The sequence below is a fragment of the Chryseobacterium carnipullorum genome (genome assembly GCF_900142785.1).
In the GTDB taxonomy this organism is placed as follows: Bacteria; Bacteroidota; Bacteroidia; order Flavobacteriales; family Weeksellaceae; genus Chryseobacterium; species Chryseobacterium carnipullorum.
Map to the genome: position 1 here is coordinate 215,787 of NZ_FRCD01000003.1, position 17,138 is coordinate 232,924.

Sequence of the window (17,138 nt, forward strand, 5' to 3'; positions counted from 1 at the left end):
AATTTCAACAGCTTACACATTATTAAGATTAAGTAAAAATTAACATACAGTTAATATTAGTTAAATTTTATTTCGCGAATTTTGCAGAAAATTAAATCTAACTATTACTAACGATTATGAAATTAATCAACAAATCGATACTGACTGTAGCTATCACCCTATCTACAGCTAGTGTTTATTACGCTCAACAGGTTCAGGATACGGTATCAAAGTCCAAAGATATTGATGAGGTAATTTTAAGAGGTGTTACGGATATCGCTAAAGATAGAAAAACACCAGTAGCAGTTTCTACAGTAAAAGCAGCACAAATTCTTGAAAGACAAGGAAATCAGGAACTTGTTGAACTTTTAAATGTAACACCATCTGTATATGCTACAAAAGGTGGCGGTGGTTTCGGAGACTCTCAGATTGTTATGCGTGGGTTTGAATCAAGAAACATTGCAGTAATGGTAAACGGTATGCCTGTTAATGACATGGAGGGTGGTACTGTTTATTTCTCAAACTGGACTGGATTATCTGACGTAACGAGTTTTATGCAGGTACAGAGAGGACTTGGTTCTTCTAAATTAGCGATCGCTTCTGTTGGAGGTACAATGAACTTCATTACTAAGTCAGCAGATATGAAAAAAGGTGGTATTGTAAGATTGGGCGTTGGTAACAATGACTTTCTGAAAACATCATTCGCTTACAATACAGGAAAGTCTGACAAGGGATGGTCTTCTTCATTCTTAATGAGCAGACAAACCGGAGCAACATACATTCAAAACACAGACTACGAATCTTATGCTTACTATTTCGCATTAGGATGGGAACCAAATAAAAAACACAATTTCCAATTTACTATTACTGGAGCTCCACAATGGCATGATCAAAGATCATATGCTCCTTCTATTAGTGATTACGTGAGATACAATCCGGATAATGACGGAACTCCTGACAGAACTTATAATTCAGATTGGGGATATTACACGAATTCTGAAGGAAAAAGAGTTGCTCTTTCCAACAGATCAAACTATTATAATAAGCCCGTTATCATGTTAAACTGGGACTGGACTATCAATGATAAATCCAAGTTAAGCACAGTAGCATACATGTCTAATGGTAGAGGTGGTGGTACTGCTGATCTAGGAAGAGTTAACGGTAGAGGTCTTACAACTTTAGTTAACGGACAACCTTACTTTAGAGATGCTCAGGGACTTTACAATTATGACAAAGTTTTTGCTGAAAATGCTGCAGTAAATGCGAGTACCGCAAATGCAGGATCAACATTAGTGCGTAGAGCAAGTATTAATTCACATAACTGGTATGGTATATTAGCTAATTTCCAGCATAAGATTAATGATAACTGGAACTTCTCTGTAGGTACTGATGACAGATACTACTATGGATATCACTATCAGGTTATTTCAGATCTATATGGTGCACAAGGATACAAAGATGCTAATAATAAAAACATCGCTCCAAACCTTGTTACTCAAACTTCTGACTATAAAAAATTATCATGGAATCCTTTTGGAGGAAGCCAGGTTCCTCTTAACGAAAGAGTTGGATTCAGTAATGATGGTGAAGTAATCTGGTATAGCGGATTTGGTCAAGTAGAATATACAAAAGATAACTTATCTGCATTTTTACAAGGATCAGTTTCAAATCAAGGATATCAAAGAATTGATGAGTTTGTTCAAGATGGTATTACTGTACAAAGAAACCAAACTGTAAACAGAAAAACAGGTTTCAAAAACATCTTCGGATACAACATTAAAGGGGGTGCTAACTATAATATCAATGAAAACAATAACGTTTTTGCCAATATTGGTTATTACAGCAAGCAGCCATTCATGAACACTGTATATCCAAGTAACCAGCAAGTTGTTAACCCTCAGTTAACTAATGAGAAAATTTTCTCTGCTGAAGTTGGTTATGGTTTCAGATCTGCAAAATTCAGTGCAAATGTTAACATTTACAGAACACAGTGGAAAGATAGAGCTCTGAGAAGAAATATTCAGGTTCCTGACGTAACAGATGCATACGCAGAGATGAATGGTATTACAGAAATTCACCAGGGAGTTGAGTTCGATGCAACTTACAAACTGAACAAATTTTTGGAAATTAATGGAATGTTCTCTTGGGGAGACTATTACTATAAAGGAAATGCAACAGGTACAACATTTGACGGAAATAACAACCCTCTAACGGTAGCTGGAGATTCAAACACAACTACGCTTTATATTGATAAAGTAAAAGTAGGAGGAACAAGCAGCAACAGTATTCCACAAATGACCGCATCATTAGGAGCTACTGTTAAGCCGGTAAAAGACTTAAGCATCTATGCAGGATGGAGATTTGTAGGTAAGCTTTATTCTTCTATTGACATTGCTACTTTCTCAAACATAGCTAATCAAGACAGAGGAGTATTAAAACTGCCTGACTACAATCTTACAGATGTAGGTGTTTCATATAAAATCAGATTGAGAGACGCTAACCAATTTTTCACTATTGGAGCTAACGTTTACAACTTATTTGATACTACTTACATCCAGGATGGTGCAACAAATAATTTCGTTAAAGGAGCAGGAGACTTTAAAGATATACCAAGTGGAGCAACAGCTCAACAGCAGTATAGCGCTTATATCAATAATCCAAATAACTTCTATAAAGGAATTGATACAACCAACAGAGTATTCTTCGGATTTGGAAGAACTTGGGCAGCAACATTGTCATTCAACTTCTAATAAGATTATCATATTAGATTTTATAAATATCTATCCCGGCTTTTCGCCGGGATTTTTGTTATATTTGTGTACAAAAAATTGAATATGGATTTTTACAAGATTTTGCTTAATGCACACAAAGGATTCGGGTATCTTGAACTTCTTTTGACCTCATTATTTATTATTGCCCTTTTAGCTACGATGTTTGGCTTCAGTGGCAAAGTGAACAAATTTTTAAAGAAGACGACTCTCTTTACGATGATCTTCTTCCATGTTCAATTCCTTATAGGAGTTATCATGTTGGTGATCAATTTTACAGAAGGATTGGATATGGGATCAGTAATGAAAAACGCTGACTTAAGATTCCAGTATGTAGAACACCCATTTTCTATGCTAATTGCAGCTGTATTAATGACCATCATTAATAAGAAAGTAAAATCTAATGATACCATTTCACTGGGAATTGTAATCATGGGTCTTATTGCAGTAGGTTTATTTGCATTCGCGTTCCCTTGGATGAGAGTCTTTGGGGCTTAAAAAATAAAATACAACGGTATCAATGATGCGTTGATACCGTTGTAATAGTTTAACCTTAAATTTTTAATTAAATCAATGAAAGTAGCTGTAGTCGGTTCAACAGGAATGGTTGGACAAGTTATGCTTAAAGTTTTGGAGGAGAGAAACTTCCCTGTAACAGAATTAATTCCGGTAGCATCCGAAAGATCTGTAGGAAAGAAGGTGAAGTATAAACAGGAAGAATTTACGATTGTAAGCATGAAAGACGCTATAGCTGCCAAACCGGATATTGCTATTTTTTCTGCCGGAGGAGATACTTCTCTTGAATTTGCCCCTCTTTTTGCAGAAGCCGGCACCACAGTGATTGATAATTCTTCTGCATGGAGAATGGATCCTACCAAAAAACTGGTGGTTCCGGAGATCAATGCCCATGTTTTAACCAAGGAAGATAAAATTATTGCCAATCCCAACTGCTCTACCATTCAGTTAGTAATGGTTTTGGGGCCATTGAATAAAAAATATGACCTGAAAAGAGTGGTCGTTTCTACGTACCAGTCTGTAACAGGAACAGGAAAAGCTGCCGTAGATCAGCTCAATGCTGAAATCAGCGGAGATGACAACGTTGCCAAAGTGTATCCTTACCAGATCTTCAAAAATGCTCTTCCTCACTGTGACGTGTTCAGTGATGATGATTATACTAAAGAAGAGATCAAATTAATGAAAGAGCCTAAGAAAATCTTAGGGGATGATACATTCAATCTTACCGCAACTGCAGTGAGGGTTCCTGTTCAGGGAGGACACTCAGAAAGTGTGAATATTGAATTTGAAAATGAATTTGACCTTGACGAAGTAAGAAAGATCTTATCTGAAACACCGGGTGTCGTAGTCATGGACAATGTGAAAAACAACGAATATCCAATGCCGCTGTACTCAGAAGGTAAAGACGATGTATTCGTCGGCAGGATAAGACGGGATCTGTCACAGCCCAAAACGCTGAACCTCTGGATCGTAGCAGACAATCTGCGAAAAGGAGCAGCAACAAACGCTGTACAGATTGCAGAATACTTAGCAGCCAACAACTTAGTTTAAACTAACAAAATAAAAAAGAGTCTCAAAATTGAGATTCTTTTTTTTATCAAACTATGGAAAATAAAAAAACCATCAGCAACAAAGACAAAATAGGATTTCAAAAGCTTATTGCCGTTTTCGGCGTCATCTTATTCATAGGAAAGATCATCGCATGGAAGCTTACGAATTCCGATGCAGTATTCTCTGATGCCATGGAAAGCGTTGTAAATGTCATCAGTGCATTTATGGGACTCTACTCCCTTCACCTGGCTGCAAAACCCAAGGACGAAGACCACCCTTACGGCCATGGAAAAGTAGAATTTGTAACATCCGGCATTGAAGGGGCTTTAATAGCTATTGCGGGCATTATGATCATCTACGAAGGTGTCAACAGCTTAGTCGTTGGAAAAACACTGGCCAAGATTGATCTGGGAATATGGATCATTGCAGCAACTGCTGTAGTCAACTATTTACTTGGTTATGTTTCCATTAAAAGAGGTAAGGCAGAAAACTCTCTGGTGTTGATTTCCTCCGGAAAACATTTACAGTCCGATACCGTGACCACATTTGGAGTGGTCCTCAGTTTAATTGTAGTCTACTTTACCAAGATCTATTGGCTGGATTCGGTGGTAGCTCTTATTTTCGGTTTTTATATTATCTATGTAGGCTATAAAATTGTTAGAAAGTCTTTAAGTGGGATTATGGATGAGCAGGATCCGGATCTTCTGAACCAGATTATCAAAGTACTGGAAGAAAACAGAAGAATAGAATGGATCGATGTTCACAATATGAAGATCCAGCAATTCGGAGCCAATCTCCACATTGATGCGCATATCACCCTGCCCTGGTATTACAGTCTTCGTGAAGCTCATGATGAAATGGAAAAAATGATTATCGTCCTGGCCAAAAATATCAAAAGAAACATAGAATTTAATTTTCATATGGATGACTGCAAGACCATATCATGTCCTGTATGTCAGATCAAAGACTGCCCTGTCCGCGAAAAAGATTTTGTTAAACGCGTACAATGGACCCCGGAAAATGTAACAAGTGTAGAAAAACACACTGCAGATTAGCTGATCAACACACAGGCTGACCGACTACTGGTTGATTAGCCTGTCTTTTATTAATTGCTTTCTGTAATAAAACATCGGAACAATCAATAGCAGCGCCAGCGGCTGAATAACAAACCTTCTCATATAAAACGAAAAAAGGTAGCCAATGTCAAATCTGTCAGAGATACAGTAAAGATAGATCGGGAAAGTAATGGCAAAGATGATCGTAATCAGCAATGCCCCCTGTACCGTCCACTGTTTATTTTTAAAAAGACACTGAATGATCAGGCACGAAAATAGAAGATTAAGAACAAATCTGAAGAGATGCCCAATAATTAATCTCCCCCACTCAAACTGAGGAAATTCAATATTTTTATTAGCTTCATGAAAATACGCAAGAAATGGATCATAAAAGATGCTATCTTCAATAACACGTATCCCTATAAGACCGCAGATTCCTGCTATAACCAGAAGCCCGTTAAGAATTTTCATTTTTTAAAGCAAAGAATTTAATCCATACCAACCACAGAACCACCACGGTCCCGTAAATAACTGCAGGGAAAATAAAGTCGTGAAACATTTTTCCGTATTCCTCGTAGTCCGACATCACAATATTGAGTCCAACGATCCGGAGAAGGTTCATGATATAGAGCATAACAATTCCTGCCAGTGCATAAATAAAAGTTTTCAGTCCTTTATAAAATGCAAATACAAATGCCATGAAAAGAATCATAACCGAAATTGCATTACAGCCTTCCACCATCCTTGTCACATAGTTTTTCTTCACATAAAACCAGACCTGCTCATTTTTTATATCATCATAAAGCAAGGTCGGAAATCCCAAAGCCTTCTGAATAGACGCAACCTGATCGGCAATGATTCTCGAAAAAGGATCAAGTCCTCCTGCCTTACTCACATTCAGATAAAACTGATACGCAAAAAGCAGTACCAGATAGATAACGATGAACCTCAGCAAAATGTTTAAAACTGGTTTAAAATCCTTTAGCATAATGCAAAGATAAAAATTAGGATGTAAATTCACCCGTGTTTGAGATAAGAAAATAAAGATTTGAGAATGAAATTACTATTTTATGTCTTTATAACTGAATCCCAAACGATCCCATCTCTACCCTATTCTCCACCAGATTTCATATAGTTTAAATACTTTAATCATTATAACTCTTAAATCCAATCCCAGCATCCTGGATCGCGAATCCCGAACCTGGTAACTCTTCAACTTAACAAATTCCAAACTCCCATTAAATTAGTATATTTGTTTCCATATTATGACGTCCGAAAACACAAAACAATTTTTTGAAAAGTATCTGGGTAGCCCATCTTCCGAGTTTGTCACACTGGCTCAAAGCGGATCTGCGAGGGTGAATTTTCTGGCTAAATCAGACAACAAAAAATACATTGTTACCCGCAATGAAAATATTGCCGAAAATGAAAGCTTCCTCTATTATTCTGAAGTTTTTTCCGAACTGAATCTCAATACCCCTGCTATTTTTGCCGTTTCGGACGACAGAAAAATATATATACAGGAATTTCTTGGTGAACAGACTCTTTCCGAAATTATTTCAAAAGAAGGACTTTCTCCTCATGTCAAAGCACTGGTAAAACAAACGCTGGAAAAACTTTTTGAGCTTCAGATCGGGACTCAGGGAAAAATCGATTTCTCAAAAACTTTTGAATATGAAAAGTATGATGAACTTCCCGTGATCCATGATCTTTATTATTTTAAAAACTTTGTAGCTGACGTTCTTGAACTGGAATACCGTAAATCTACACTGCTAAAAGAATTTAAACAGATTGCTACCCGTATTGAAAGCCTTGCTCCAAAAGGAATTATGATCCGTGATTTTCAGGCCAGAAATATTATGGTCAACGAAGAAAGTAAAGTTTCGTTTATCGACTACCAATCTGCTATGGAAGGACCATTGATGTACGACGTCATCTCTTTTCTATTTCAGGCTAAAGCCGACTTTCCGGAAGATTTCAAAAACGAAATGCTCAGTTATTACATCGAACAATCTGAAAATGAACAAACTAAAATTCAACTAAGAAATTCGGTAAAACCTATTCAAATGATGAGATTCCTACAGGTATTGGGAGCTTACGGTTTTAGAGGATTAATCCAAAGGAAGCATCATTTTATGGCAAGCCTGGAAAAAGGGATTCAAAATATCACCCATTTTGCTGCATCCTGGGAAGAAATGAAAGATTATCCTGAGCTGAAAAAAGTAATAGAAAAGCTTTCTGCTGACGAAGTAAAATTAAAAATTAATATCTTTTTAAACCATTAAGATTCTTTAAGTTTTTAAGAATATTAAGCTGATGACAAAGAAAGAAATTACACAGTTATCATATGAGATTACGGGCTTTGCTATTAAAGTTCACAAAACTCTTGGCCCCGGTCTTCTTGAAAGCGTTTATGAACAATGTTTAAAGATCGAACTTATCAACAACGGATATGATGTAAAGCAGCAGCTTTATGTCCCAATCAATTATGAAGGGGTAGAAATTGAAACAAAACTTGTTGTAGATTTACTTGTCAATGATTCTATTATTTTAGAATTAAAAGCAGTTGAAGAAATACTTCCTATCCATGAAGCACAATTACTAACTTATATGAAAGTTCTCAAAAAGCCACAGGGTCTATTAATCAACTTTTTTACGAATAATATCACAAAGTCATTGAAGCCTTTTATTAACGAATATTTTAAAGAACTTCCTGACTGAATTTTGATTTATCAAAATCTTAACTTACCTTAAATACTTAAAAGAATCTTAATGGTTCAAATAAAATAAAAAAAGAATGTTACACATCGACATCCACAGTTTTTCATACAAAAAAGGAGGAATCCCAAAAGACAATTCCGGAAACGGCGGAGGCTTTACCTTTGATTGCAGAGGAATTTTAAATCCCGGAAGAATTGAAGAATATAAAATCCAGACCGGAAATGACATCGGAGTTCAGGAATATCTTGAAACCAAAACAGAAATGCCTAAGTTTCTCGAATTGGTAAAATCTATCATTTCTATTAATATCGATAACTATCTGGAAAGAGGTTTTGAAGATCTGCAGATCAGTTTTGGATGTACAGGAGGACAACACAGGTCCGTCTATTCTGCCATCAAGATCGCTGAATTCATTAAAGAAAAATATCCTGACGGCATAGAAATAAGCCTTCACCACGACGAACAGCACCAACTGAATTCATAAATGATCATGGATAAACGATAAATGATTAGCGTATTTAAACATCCATTATCATCACTTATTCATTGGGGTCATTCATCAATCATCATTCATCCATTATAAATAAAAAATGAAAGCTTTAATTTTCGCTGCCGGGAAAGGCACAAGGCTGAAACCTTTTACGGATCATCATCCAAAAGCACTGGCCCAGGTAAATGGCGTCCCCCTTTTGGAAAGAAATATCAATTATCTTAAAAGCTTCGGAATAAAAGATTTTGTGATCAATATCCATCATTTTGGAAATCAGATTATTGAATTTTTGAATAAAAACAGTAATTTCGGATGCAACATTGAAATCTCTGATGAGACTAATGAACTGCTGGAAACCGGTGGCGGCTTGATTTTTGCTAGAAAGTTTCTCGATCACGGGGAAGATTTTCTGATCATGAACGCTGATATATTAACGGAGATCAACATCAATGCTCTCGTTGAATACCACAAAAAGATAAAAGATTTTGCTACTTTAGCGGTTTCCGATAGAGATAGCTCAAGAAAATTGCTTTTTAATGACGATTTGGTATTACGGGGATGGCTTAATGTACAATCGGGAGAACAGAGGCTCGCGGAATTCAATAAAGGATTTAAAGCTCTTGCTTTCAGCGGCGTTCACTGTATCAACCCTGCTATCTTTGAAAAAATAAAGAGAACCGGCAAATTTTCTGTTATGGAAGAATATCTGGATCTGATGCAGACGGAACATATCCACGGATTTGTGCACGACAGCATTCTGATTGATGTAGGAAGACCTGAATCCGTAATAGAAGCCGAAAAACATTTTAAATAATTTTTGCAATGGAAATGGATGGAACCAGGGATGAAAGTTTAGTAAATCCGGCCCTTGATATTAATGAAACAAAACTTCACAACAGTCTCAGACAGAAGACCTGGGATGAAACCATTACCAAGGACAGCTGGATGGTGTTCAAGGTTATGGCTGAATTTGTGGATGGGTACGAAAAGCTGGCCAAGATAGGCCCTTGTGTATCTATATTCGGTTCTGCAAGACTAAAGCCTGAAAGTAAATATTATGAGATGGCGGTGGAAATTGCAGAAAAGATCACCAAACTGGGTTTCGGAATCATTACCGGAGGCGGGCCGGGAATCATGGAAGCAGGAAATAAGGGAGCTTTTAACGCTCAGGGAAGATCAATAGGCCTTAATATTGATTTGCCATTTGAACAGCATTTTAATCCTTATATCAATAAATCTTATTCTATGAACTTCGATTACTTTTTTGTCAGAAAAGTAATGTTTGTAAAATATTCTCAGGGTTTCGTTGTAATGCCGGGAGGTTTCGGTACATTAGACGAGCTCACAGAAGCAATGACGCTGATCCAGACCAACAAAATCGGGAAATTCCCCATCGTCCTTGTAGGAAGCGAATTCTGGGGAGGATTACTGGATTGGTTCAAAGCAACTCTATTAAAAGAAGGCATGATTGCTGAAGATGATCTGGATTTATACAGAGTAGTAGACACCGCTGATGAAGCCGTAGCGCACATCAAGGCTTTTTATGATAAATATTCTGTGAATGTAAATTTTTAATTGGCATATTATTTGTGACCTATAAATAGCAAGAATGATTGTAAATCTATTAATTAAGATGAAAAAACTTTTATATATATCAGGAATTTTAACATTTTTTGTGTTAATGAGTTTTATGTATGCAGACTTTTTCTCTTCAATGACAAAAGTGGATTATATAGATGGAAGTAAAACATTGAAGTTCACCACAAAAATGAATACCAACCATATTTCTGATGCTATTAAAATCAATCCTAATACAGCAGGATTTGAAGCAGAGGTAAAAAAATATGTGAACAATAATTTTGATGTGTATGTCAATGGCTCTCCAAAAACTATAACCTTCACCGGAAGTCAGGTAAGCGGAGAAACTGTATGGGTATATTTTGAGACCGGTGGCGTATCCGATATCAGTGCCCTGAAAATTAAGAACACGATCCTTTTAAGTGCTTTTCCTAAGCAGATCAACATTGTTAGTATTGCTTACAAAGGAAGCCAGAAAGTAATGAATTTCCAGAGAGGAAAGGAAGTGAATGAAGTTGCTTTCTAATCGGAATAGTTTAAAAATAAAAAAACCACTGCGGATGCGGTGGTTTTTTTGTATCCCATTTTCAATTAAATTACTTATTTTATCCGCTGTTAATAAAGTAAATATGCAATGAACAGAAAATTTGTAATGCCAATAATCATAATTTGTTCAATCGGCTGCATTGCCTATTTTCTTAAATATAAAGCAACAAGGCAGCCGACAGAAGTAATTCTTAAAAATTCTAAATATACTGTAGGAGAGATTACTTCCGATGATTATGGGGACAGGAGATATGCAAAAGGTAATGATTACACATTCAGATATAGCGGAGGTACCATTAGAAAAGGGCATCAGAATGGAGAATTTATTAACGGGAGAAAATATCTTGTGGTATATGATTCTACAGATATCAGGAACGGCTATCTAATATTAGATAAATTTGACATTACAGATTCTTTGGAAAAATATCATGTCCATAAAAATTACGATTATTATGATGTGGGATGGTCATTACCCAACATCCCTTTCAAATATGACAAAAGTGATATTGAATATGAGGTAAAAGTGAATCTCAGAAGTGAATAGCTTCATATTCAAAAAACCACGAAAAATAATCCTTTAAAGTTTGAAATCTCTGATTTACAATACACATATCGCAGCCACCAGTCATTGTAGGTTTATCAATTAAAACAAAAAAGGCCGTCTCCTGAAAGACGGCCTGTATTTAAAATATCAGATTGATTATTGAACCTGAATATTATCTAACTGAATCGTAGTGGTAACACCTGTAGATGCTCCCGTATACTCAAATAAGATAAATCCATTCCCCGTTAATCCGGCAGGCAGTGTGTAAGTTCCTGCAGGAGCTAATGTCCCGTAATTAACAGCTGGAGCCTGTGGAATTGTAAATGCAGAGGTAATATCTGTTTTAGTGGCCGTTGTAATATCTCCAAGCGGAGTATAGTTGGTGGTATAGTATACTTTTAAAGCATTACCATTCCAGAATCCAACGTTAACGTCAAATTTTACGGTATTGGCTGCTGTAAAATCAACAGGTACCGCAAAATAAGTCAAATAGTTTCCAGAACCTGAATTCGCTCCCAACTGGATATACTTATTGCTGCTAAAAGTCTTTAACTGCCAGTATCTGTTTCCTAATACGGCATCATTTACATATTTAGGATACACTTCAAGGTTAGTAGGCGTCAGTGAATAACTTTCAAAGTTTTCAAGGAATGAACCAGAATAAGCGATTTCAGTACCTCCTTTTGGCGGCGTTGCATCTACTCTTGTTCCAGTGAAGTTAATATCAGATAAGCTTCTGATCAGCATCTGCCATGTAGAATTGTATCTGCTTACTACAAAAGTAACGGTACCATTTCCTTTTGGTATAAGCTCTCCTCCACTCTTGAAAAATCCTGAATTTCTGATCACTGCAGTACCTCCCAATTTATCTTCAATATTTCTGTCGGTATCCAATCCCTGGTTTCCGGCATCATAATCAAGATATTTTTTCTGAACAGGGAAGATCTCACCGATACCGAACTGTACATCAGATACCGTTACTAAAGTGTTGATCAAATTAGCCTGTTTCGCATCATTTAATGAATTAAGTTTTGTAGGAACAAGAGTCTGGACATCCAAACCGTTTCCACCACAAACTCCTGAAACATATCTTCCAACAAGGGCCTGAGGAATTCTCCCGATCGCAAAGTTCGGATCTTCAGAACCAAGTTTAATAGATCCTCTGTCAAGACCTAGACGTAATCCTTTAGCATTAATTCTGATGTGTGCTCCTACGGGATAATCAGCAAAGTTACTTGCTTTGTCTACTTCGATCTGAAGACCTACTGTAGGATTAACTGTTTTATCCTGGAAAGAGATGGTTTTATAGAAATTTCCCTGAGCATCAGAAGAAACAATATATCCGTCGAAGATCTGATCTGTAGTAATTAATTTATATCCTGTAGCAGGAGCCTGCGCTGCGAAATCTGCCATTGAAATGGTAGGCGCTTCGAATTTATTTGAACAGGCGATAGGGGGAGTTTCCCAATCATCATTCTTTACACAAGAAGACAATGCAGACAGTACACCTACTGCTACGAATGTCGTTTTGAAAAAGTTAGTGAAATTATTCATTGTTATTTTTTTATTTTTTATTAGAATCTGAATTGTAAGTTAACAAAGTAAGAACGTCCCTGAGTGTACCAGTATTTCGGTCCGAAAGAAGGTGTAGGGCTGTAATAGTCTGCCGCAAAATCTTTCGCTTTCGTTTCTCTCGTTTGCTCAAAACCTCCTGTAATGAATCTCTTGTTGTTTAAGATGTTATTCACAGAAGCAGTCAATAAGATGTAATACTTTCCAATCATGAATGATTTCCCTGCATTGGCATTTAAGAAAAATGCAGAAGGAAGTTGTACAGGCTTCAGCATATCACGTACTTGACCATCGGTAAGACCCAGGTAAGGTGTACTTGAATACGGGTTCTGAATAAAGTTATTCGTTCTTAAAGCCGGAGCCGGATCCAGATAATTGTTGTCAAAATAATTCCAGTTGGCACCTACCCACCAGTATTTCGGGTTGTTGTAACGGAACCCCAAAGAGAAAGCACGCTGAGGAGTTCCTCCTTGTTTATAATCCTTCAGATAAGCTTTTCCGAAAGAAGTCACACTGCTTCCTGAGGCATCTGAAACAAGGTATACTTCAGGATTATTTCTGTACGTATACTCTCCTAAACTCGCAAGTCCCTGTAAAGATAAAGTAGGTAGAACTTTCAGGTCAACCCCTAGTTCAACCCCCATATTTCTTTTCTCAACATTGGACATTACCTGAGTAACGAAAGCACTCTGTACCTGAGAAACAGATCCGTCAGGATTTGTGCTGCTCAATTGAATTCCGTCTGCAAAAAATCTCTGTACATTCGTCTCATTCTGGGTGTCAACAAGATATCCGGATGCTCTTAATTTAAGGAAAGGAGTATTGATCACATAACTTAAATCATTGGCCGTATATACTGTACTTCTGATGTTAGGATTTACAAGTGCATTAATTCTAGGATTGATAAATAAATCTTCCAGGAATGGTGCCTGGTTGTACATTGCTCCGTTATACACCAAGAAGTTACGCCCGTTGATACGGTAAACAACCTGTCCTTTCAGACCGAAGTTCCAGAAATTGTAATCTTTACTTTTTCCGTATGAATTCTCATATAAATAATGCTTGAAAAGACCTTCTCTGTTTGAAGAAGAATATCCCGCCATAGCAGAAACAAATACATCAAAATTACCTGTAGAGAATTTCAATCCCGGATTTACCTTTGCTTCCTGTCTTCTCAGGATATAGTTGTACGTCATACGGTCTCCTACTCTCAACTGAACGTTAGGATCCAACGTATTATATAATCCAGAAGAACCAGGCTTAGCAGATTCTTTAAATGGGTCTACACCAATAGCATAATCACCTCCTAAAAGATCTTTCATTTCACGGTAAAGCTCAGATTTATAGTTCTGATAAGATACGTTCATGATAAACTTCGTACGGTCATTAAAGTTGTACGTGTAGTGTGTACCAGCGTTGAAAATTTTATCGTCACTTACATCATCTACCAGATATATTTTAGAACGCTTTCCGGATATCCCGTACAGACGGGCCATTTCAGCCTGATCTGCTGCATCGTTCTTTTGGTTGTTGGCATAGATCTGTCCCCAGTTGATCTGAGTAACATTAGGATCCCCATTCTGCCAGCTTGCCAAACTTGTATTGTAAGCATCAATTAGAGTTGCGTACTGTAATGGATCAGATTGAGTATTGTTGGTAGCATTATAAATAATACTGTTGATAGAATAACTTGGTAGGTTTCTGTAATACGTAGGAGAAGGATTGGTCACCCCATTCCAGTCTAAACGGGAACCTTTATCTTTTCCAAACTGGTAAGATGCAGTCGTCCAAAGGCTGGAATTTTTATTGATTTTCCAGAAATCCTGAACCTGGAAAAGCGGCTGGAATCCTCTTCGAACTCTTTCGCTTCTCTTTTCTCCATCCTGCCATCCCCAGTAAGAGTTGTAATGCACTCCTCTGTAGTCATAAACTTCCTGAGTACTTGGACTGGCTGTAGATCTTCTGTATGGCGCACCGATCGCATTGAACGTAATCGTATGGCTGTCACTGAATTTCTTTTCTATACCAAGATAAGCACCATAAGCATCGTAGAAAGTTCCTTCCTGAATTCCTTCTTCTGCCCATCTTCTTGCTCCCATTACAGTAAATGCCCATCCTTTCTTGCTCATTCCTGAGGTATAACGTAAAGAGGTTCTGTTTCTGTAGTTTCTGTTGGTTAAGGATTGTGTAAACTGGAATCCTTTTCTATACTCACTTGCTTTCGTGTTTTTGTAAACCACAGAGCTGTTTCCACCGAAAGCATATTCAGACGGAGAATGGTTAGATGCGATCTCCGGATATCTCGTGATCTCGTTGAGTCCACCCCAGTTGCTGAAGTCAACATTACCATTATCAGATTTCACCATAGAAACACCGTTCAGCATAGACTCTCCGGTTCTTCCGTCGATCCCTCTCGGGCGGAACCAGTAAAATCCTAAATCAAACGCAGCAATTCTGCTGAATACATCCATTGATGATTGCAGCAATCCTACCGTAGAAGCTTGTCCACTGCTGTTGCTGTCATCATCATCGTTGTCTATAATCGCCAAACCTTGATCTGCGCTTGTAAGATTGGAATACAGGGTAACAATTCCCAGATCCTTTCTTTTCTCATCCGCTACGTCAAACTCCATCACTTTCGTTTCGAAGTTTGGTTTCGTAATCATAATTTGATAATGGCCCGGCTGCAGATCTACAAACTGGAAGTATCCAATTTTATCAGCCGTTACATCATTTTCACTCCCTTTAAGATCTACTTCTGCCCTTTCAACAGGCTTTCCGTCAGCATCCTTAAGATACGCAAATACAGTAGTCTGCGCAAAATAGAATGAAGCTGGAAGTAAAGTAAATAAAGAGACTAATGATAGTTTTTTAATCATGAGTATATTTATTTTTTTTAATACTTTTCTTATTAGTTTTCAACAGTTTAAAAGTTGGGGGCACAAATTTAGTCAAAATTTGGAATTTCCAACTTTTTTAACATTATTTTTTCTTAACATGGCAACCTTTTATGATTCATTATATAAGAGAATTATTTTATATTGTTTTAAATTTACAAATATTTAAAATGGGTTGAATTAAAAAAAGTAAATTTGTCGTTTAAATAATTTTAATACTCTAGAGGATGAAGAGATTTATGAGTTTTATGGCCATCGTTTTTTCGATCATGGCTTTTGCACAACAGGGAAAACTGCGAAAAGTTGCTGCTGTTGGTTTTTTGAATGTGGAAAACCTTTGGGATACTATACGTTCTGCCGATTATATTGATGGTACCAAAGACATCCGTAATCCCGCTTTTCACAGAAGCATCCCGATTGATTCTATCCAGTTTTTAGAAGCTGAAAAATATGACGGACAATGGAGTGACGGCGCTTTAAAGGGTAAAAAAGCAGTAAGATACCAAAGTGGTTCTGAAGAATTCACCCCAAAAAGCGGCAAAAATTATAATACTAAAATTTATAAAGCCAAGCTTGCCAATGAAGCAAAAGTAATTGCTGAACTTGGGGCACAATATACCAAAACAGCTCCTGCAGTAGTAGGACTTATAGAAGTAGAAAACAGACAGGTAATCGAAGACCTTGTAAAACAACCTGCGCTTGCCAAATATGATTACGGAATCGTTCATTATAATTCTTATGATTACAGAGGTATTGATGTAGCTCTGATCTATCAGAAAAGAAGATTTACGGTAACCAACTCTTTAAAGAAAGAACTGAAAGTTTTCGGTGATGACGGAAAAAGAGAATACACCAGAGATATCCTTGTCGTAACAGGTTTCCTTGACAATGAAAAGGTAGCTTTCTTTATGAACCACTGGCCTTCAAGAAGAGGAGGTGAAGCCGTTTCATTACCTAAAAGAAATGCTGCAGCAGCGTTATTGAAACAGCAAATGGACAGCATCAGAACAGCAGATCCTTCCACAAAACTTTTTGCAATGGGTGACTTTAATGATGATCCCGTAAGTTCTAGTTTAAAAAACCATTTAAAAGCAGTAGCAAGTCCTAAGGATTTAAGCGAAACGACTCCTTATCTCAATTTAATGTATCCTTTATATAAGAAAGGTATTGCTTCACTGGCTTACCAGGATGCCCCTAACCTTTTTGACCAGATCATTGTTTCTAAAAATTTAGTATCCGATCAGGTAACAAAAGAATACTCAGTGTACAAAGCTGAAATCTTTGCTCCGGCCTATTTGGTGAATAAAGAAGGAAATTACAAAGGCTATCCTTTCAGATCCTGGAACGGAGATCAGTTTACAGGAGGATACAGTGACCACTTCCCGGCATTTGTTATTCTTCAGAAAGAACCATAAAAAATCA

Annotated in this window: 16 protein-coding genes; 12 read left to right on the forward strand and 4 right to left on the reverse strand. The window is 37.0% G+C overall.

Features of this window, described 5'->3' with window-relative positions; translation table 11 throughout:
• The first annotated feature begins 116 nt into the window (after positions 1 to 116).
• The 4 genes from BUC06_RS04855 (at position 117) to BUC06_RS04870 (ending at position 5,368) form a co-directional block, all read left to right on the forward strand.
• Positions 117 to 2,729: a TonB-dependent receptor gene (locus BUC06_RS04855; RefSeq protein ID WP_073330468.1), complete on the forward strand. Its 2,613-nt coding sequence runs from the start codon at positions 117 to 119 to the stop codon at positions 2,727 to 2,729.
• An 84-nt stretch (positions 2,730 to 2,813) separates the two neighbouring features.
• On the forward strand, positions 2,814 to 3,245 hold the full coding sequence (locus BUC06_RS04860; protein ID WP_073330471.1) for a hypothetical protein: 432 nt from the start codon (positions 2,814 to 2,816) through the stop codon (positions 3,243 to 3,245).
• A 75-nt stretch (positions 3,246 to 3,320) separates the two neighbouring features.
• On the forward strand, positions 3,321 to 4,313 hold the full coding sequence (locus BUC06_RS04865; RefSeq protein ID WP_073330473.1) for an aspartate-semialdehyde dehydrogenase: 993 nt from the start codon (positions 3,321 to 3,323) through the stop codon (positions 4,311 to 4,313).
• Between the two features lie 53 nt (positions 4,314 to 4,366).
• The gene (locus tag BUC06_RS04870; protein ID WP_073330476.1) at positions 4,367 to 5,368 is read left to right on the forward strand and encodes a cation diffusion facilitator family transporter; all 1,002 of its coding nucleotides are present in this window, start codon (positions 4,367 to 4,369) and stop codon (positions 5,366 to 5,368) included.
• 24 nt (positions 5,369 to 5,392) lie between these two features.
• Here BUC06_RS04870 and BUC06_RS04875 read toward each other — a convergent pair whose 3' ends face one another.
• Positions 5,393 to 5,839, reverse strand: a complete 447-nt coding sequence (locus tag BUC06_RS04875; RefSeq protein ID WP_073330479.1) for an exosortase F system-associated membrane protein — start codon at positions 5,837 to 5,839, stop codon at positions 5,393 to 5,395.
• Entirely contained in the window at positions 5,826 to 6,356 is a 531-nt protein-coding gene (gene xrtF, locus BUC06_RS04880) for an exosortase family protein XrtF (RefSeq protein ID WP_073330481.1), read from the reverse strand. Before xrtF ends, BUC06_RS04875 begins: the two co-directional genes overlap by 14 nt.
• A 277-nt stretch (positions 6,357 to 6,633) precedes the next feature.
• Between xrtF and BUC06_RS04885 the strand changes: the two genes are divergently transcribed.
• From BUC06_RS04885 to BUC06_RS04915, 7 genes are all read left to right on the forward strand, one after another.
• Positions 6,634 to 7,653: an aminoglycoside phosphotransferase family protein gene (locus BUC06_RS04885; RefSeq protein ID WP_073330484.1), complete on the forward strand. Its 1,020-nt coding sequence runs from the start codon at positions 6,634 to 6,636 to the stop codon at positions 7,651 to 7,653.
• 31 nt (positions 7,654 to 7,684) lie between these two features.
• Positions 7,685 to 8,089: a GxxExxY protein gene (locus BUC06_RS04890; protein ID WP_073330488.1), complete on the forward strand. Its 405-nt coding sequence runs from the start codon at positions 7,685 to 7,687 to the stop codon at positions 8,087 to 8,089.
• A 76-nt stretch (positions 8,090 to 8,165) separates the two neighbouring features.
• Positions 8,166 to 8,573: a RapZ C-terminal domain-containing protein gene (locus tag BUC06_RS04895; RefSeq protein ID WP_073330491.1), complete on the forward strand. Its 408-nt coding sequence runs from the start codon at positions 8,166 to 8,168 to the stop codon at positions 8,571 to 8,573.
• A gap of 106 nt (positions 8,574 to 8,679) precedes the next feature.
• Positions 8,680 to 9,393: a nucleotidyltransferase family protein gene (locus tag BUC06_RS04900; RefSeq protein ID WP_073330494.1), complete on the forward strand. Its 714-nt coding sequence runs from the start codon at positions 8,680 to 8,682 to the stop codon at positions 9,391 to 9,393.
• A gap of 8 nt (positions 9,394 to 9,401) precedes the next feature.
• Positions 9,402 to 10,154: an LOG family protein gene (locus tag BUC06_RS04905; protein ID WP_083563964.1), complete on the forward strand. Its 753-nt coding sequence runs from the start codon at positions 9,402 to 9,404 to the stop codon at positions 10,152 to 10,154.
• A gap of 58 nt (positions 10,155 to 10,212) precedes the next feature.
• Positions 10,213 to 10,683: a DUF6702 family protein gene (locus BUC06_RS04910; protein WP_228423619.1), complete on the forward strand. Its 471-nt coding sequence runs from the start codon at positions 10,213 to 10,215 to the stop codon at positions 10,681 to 10,683.
• A 126-nt stretch (positions 10,684 to 10,809) separates the two neighbouring features.
• A complete protein-coding gene (locus BUC06_RS04915; protein ID WP_139263298.1) occupies positions 10,810 to 11,247 on the forward strand; it encodes a hypothetical protein in 438 nt (145 codons plus the stop codon).
• Between the two features lie 156 nt (positions 11,248 to 11,403).
• Here BUC06_RS04915 and BUC06_RS04920 read toward each other — a convergent pair whose 3' ends face one another.
• Positions 11,404 to 12,801: a M949_1556 family lipoprotein gene (locus BUC06_RS04920; RefSeq protein ID WP_073330504.1), complete on the reverse strand. Its 1,398-nt coding sequence runs from the start codon at positions 12,799 to 12,801 to the stop codon at positions 11,404 to 11,406.
• Between the two features lie 20 nt (positions 12,802 to 12,821).
• Complete coding sequence (locus BUC06_RS04925) at positions 12,822 to 15,698, reverse strand: carboxypeptidase-like regulatory domain-containing protein (protein WP_073330507.1); 2,877 nt, start codon at positions 15,696 to 15,698, stop codon at positions 12,822 to 12,824.
• Between the two features lie 245 nt (positions 15,699 to 15,943).
• Here BUC06_RS04925 and BUC06_RS04935 point away from each other — a divergent pair, with 245 nt between their 5' ends.
• Positions 15,944 to 17,131: an endonuclease/exonuclease/phosphatase family protein gene (locus BUC06_RS04935; RefSeq protein ID WP_073330513.1), complete on the forward strand. Its 1,188-nt coding sequence runs from the start codon at positions 15,944 to 15,946 to the stop codon at positions 17,129 to 17,131.
• Positions 17,132 to 17,138 lie beyond the last annotated feature (7 nt).

Coding starts and splice junctions, on each gene's coding strand:
- BUC06_RS04855 (WP_073330468.1), top strand. CDS start 117: ATGAAATTAATCAACAAATCGATACTGACTGTAGCTATCACCCTATCT.
- BUC06_RS04860 (WP_073330471.1), top strand. CDS start 2,814: ATGGATTTTTACAAGATTTTGCTTAATGCACACAAAGGATTCGGGTAT.
- BUC06_RS04865 (WP_073330473.1), top strand. CDS start 3,321: ATGAAAGTAGCTGTAGTCGGTTCAACAGGAATGGTTGGACAAGTTATG.
- BUC06_RS04870 (WP_073330476.1), top strand. CDS start 4,367: ATGGAAAATAAAAAAACCATCAGCAACAAAGACAAAATAGGATTTCAA.
- BUC06_RS04875 (WP_073330479.1), bottom strand. CDS start 5,839: ATGAAAATTCTTAACGGGCTTCTGGTTATAGCAGGAATCTGCGGTCTT.
- xrtF (WP_073330481.1), bottom strand. CDS start 6,356: ATGCTAAAGGATTTTAAACCAGTTTTAAACATTTTGCTGAGGTTCATC.
- BUC06_RS04885 (WP_073330484.1), top strand. CDS start 6,634: ATGACGTCCGAAAACACAAAACAATTTTTTGAAAAGTATCTGGGTAGC.
- BUC06_RS04890 (WP_073330488.1), top strand. CDS start 7,685: ATGACAAAGAAAGAAATTACACAGTTATCATATGAGATTACGGGCTTT.
- BUC06_RS04895 (WP_073330491.1), top strand. CDS start 8,166: ATGTTACACATCGACATCCACAGTTTTTCATACAAAAAAGGAGGAATC.
- BUC06_RS04900 (WP_073330494.1), top strand. CDS start 8,680: ATGAAAGCTTTAATTTTCGCTGCCGGGAAAGGCACAAGGCTGAAACCT.
- BUC06_RS04905 (WP_083563964.1), top strand. CDS start 9,402: ATGGAAATGGATGGAACCAGGGATGAAAGTTTAGTAAATCCGGCCCTT.
- BUC06_RS04910 (WP_228423619.1), top strand. CDS start 10,213: ATGAAAAAACTTTTATATATATCAGGAATTTTAACATTTTTTGTGTTA.
- BUC06_RS04915 (WP_139263298.1), top strand. CDS start 10,810: ATGCCAATAATCATAATTTGTTCAATCGGCTGCATTGCCTATTTTCTT.
- BUC06_RS04920 (WP_073330504.1), bottom strand. CDS start 12,801: ATGAATAATTTCACTAACTTTTTCAAAACGACATTCGTAGCAGTAGGT.
- BUC06_RS04925 (WP_073330507.1), bottom strand. CDS start 15,698: ATGATTAAAAAACTATCATTAGTCTCTTTATTTACTTTACTTCCAGCT.
- BUC06_RS04935 (WP_073330513.1), top strand. CDS start 15,944: ATGAAGAGATTTATGAGTTTTATGGCCATCGTTTTTTCGATCATGGCT.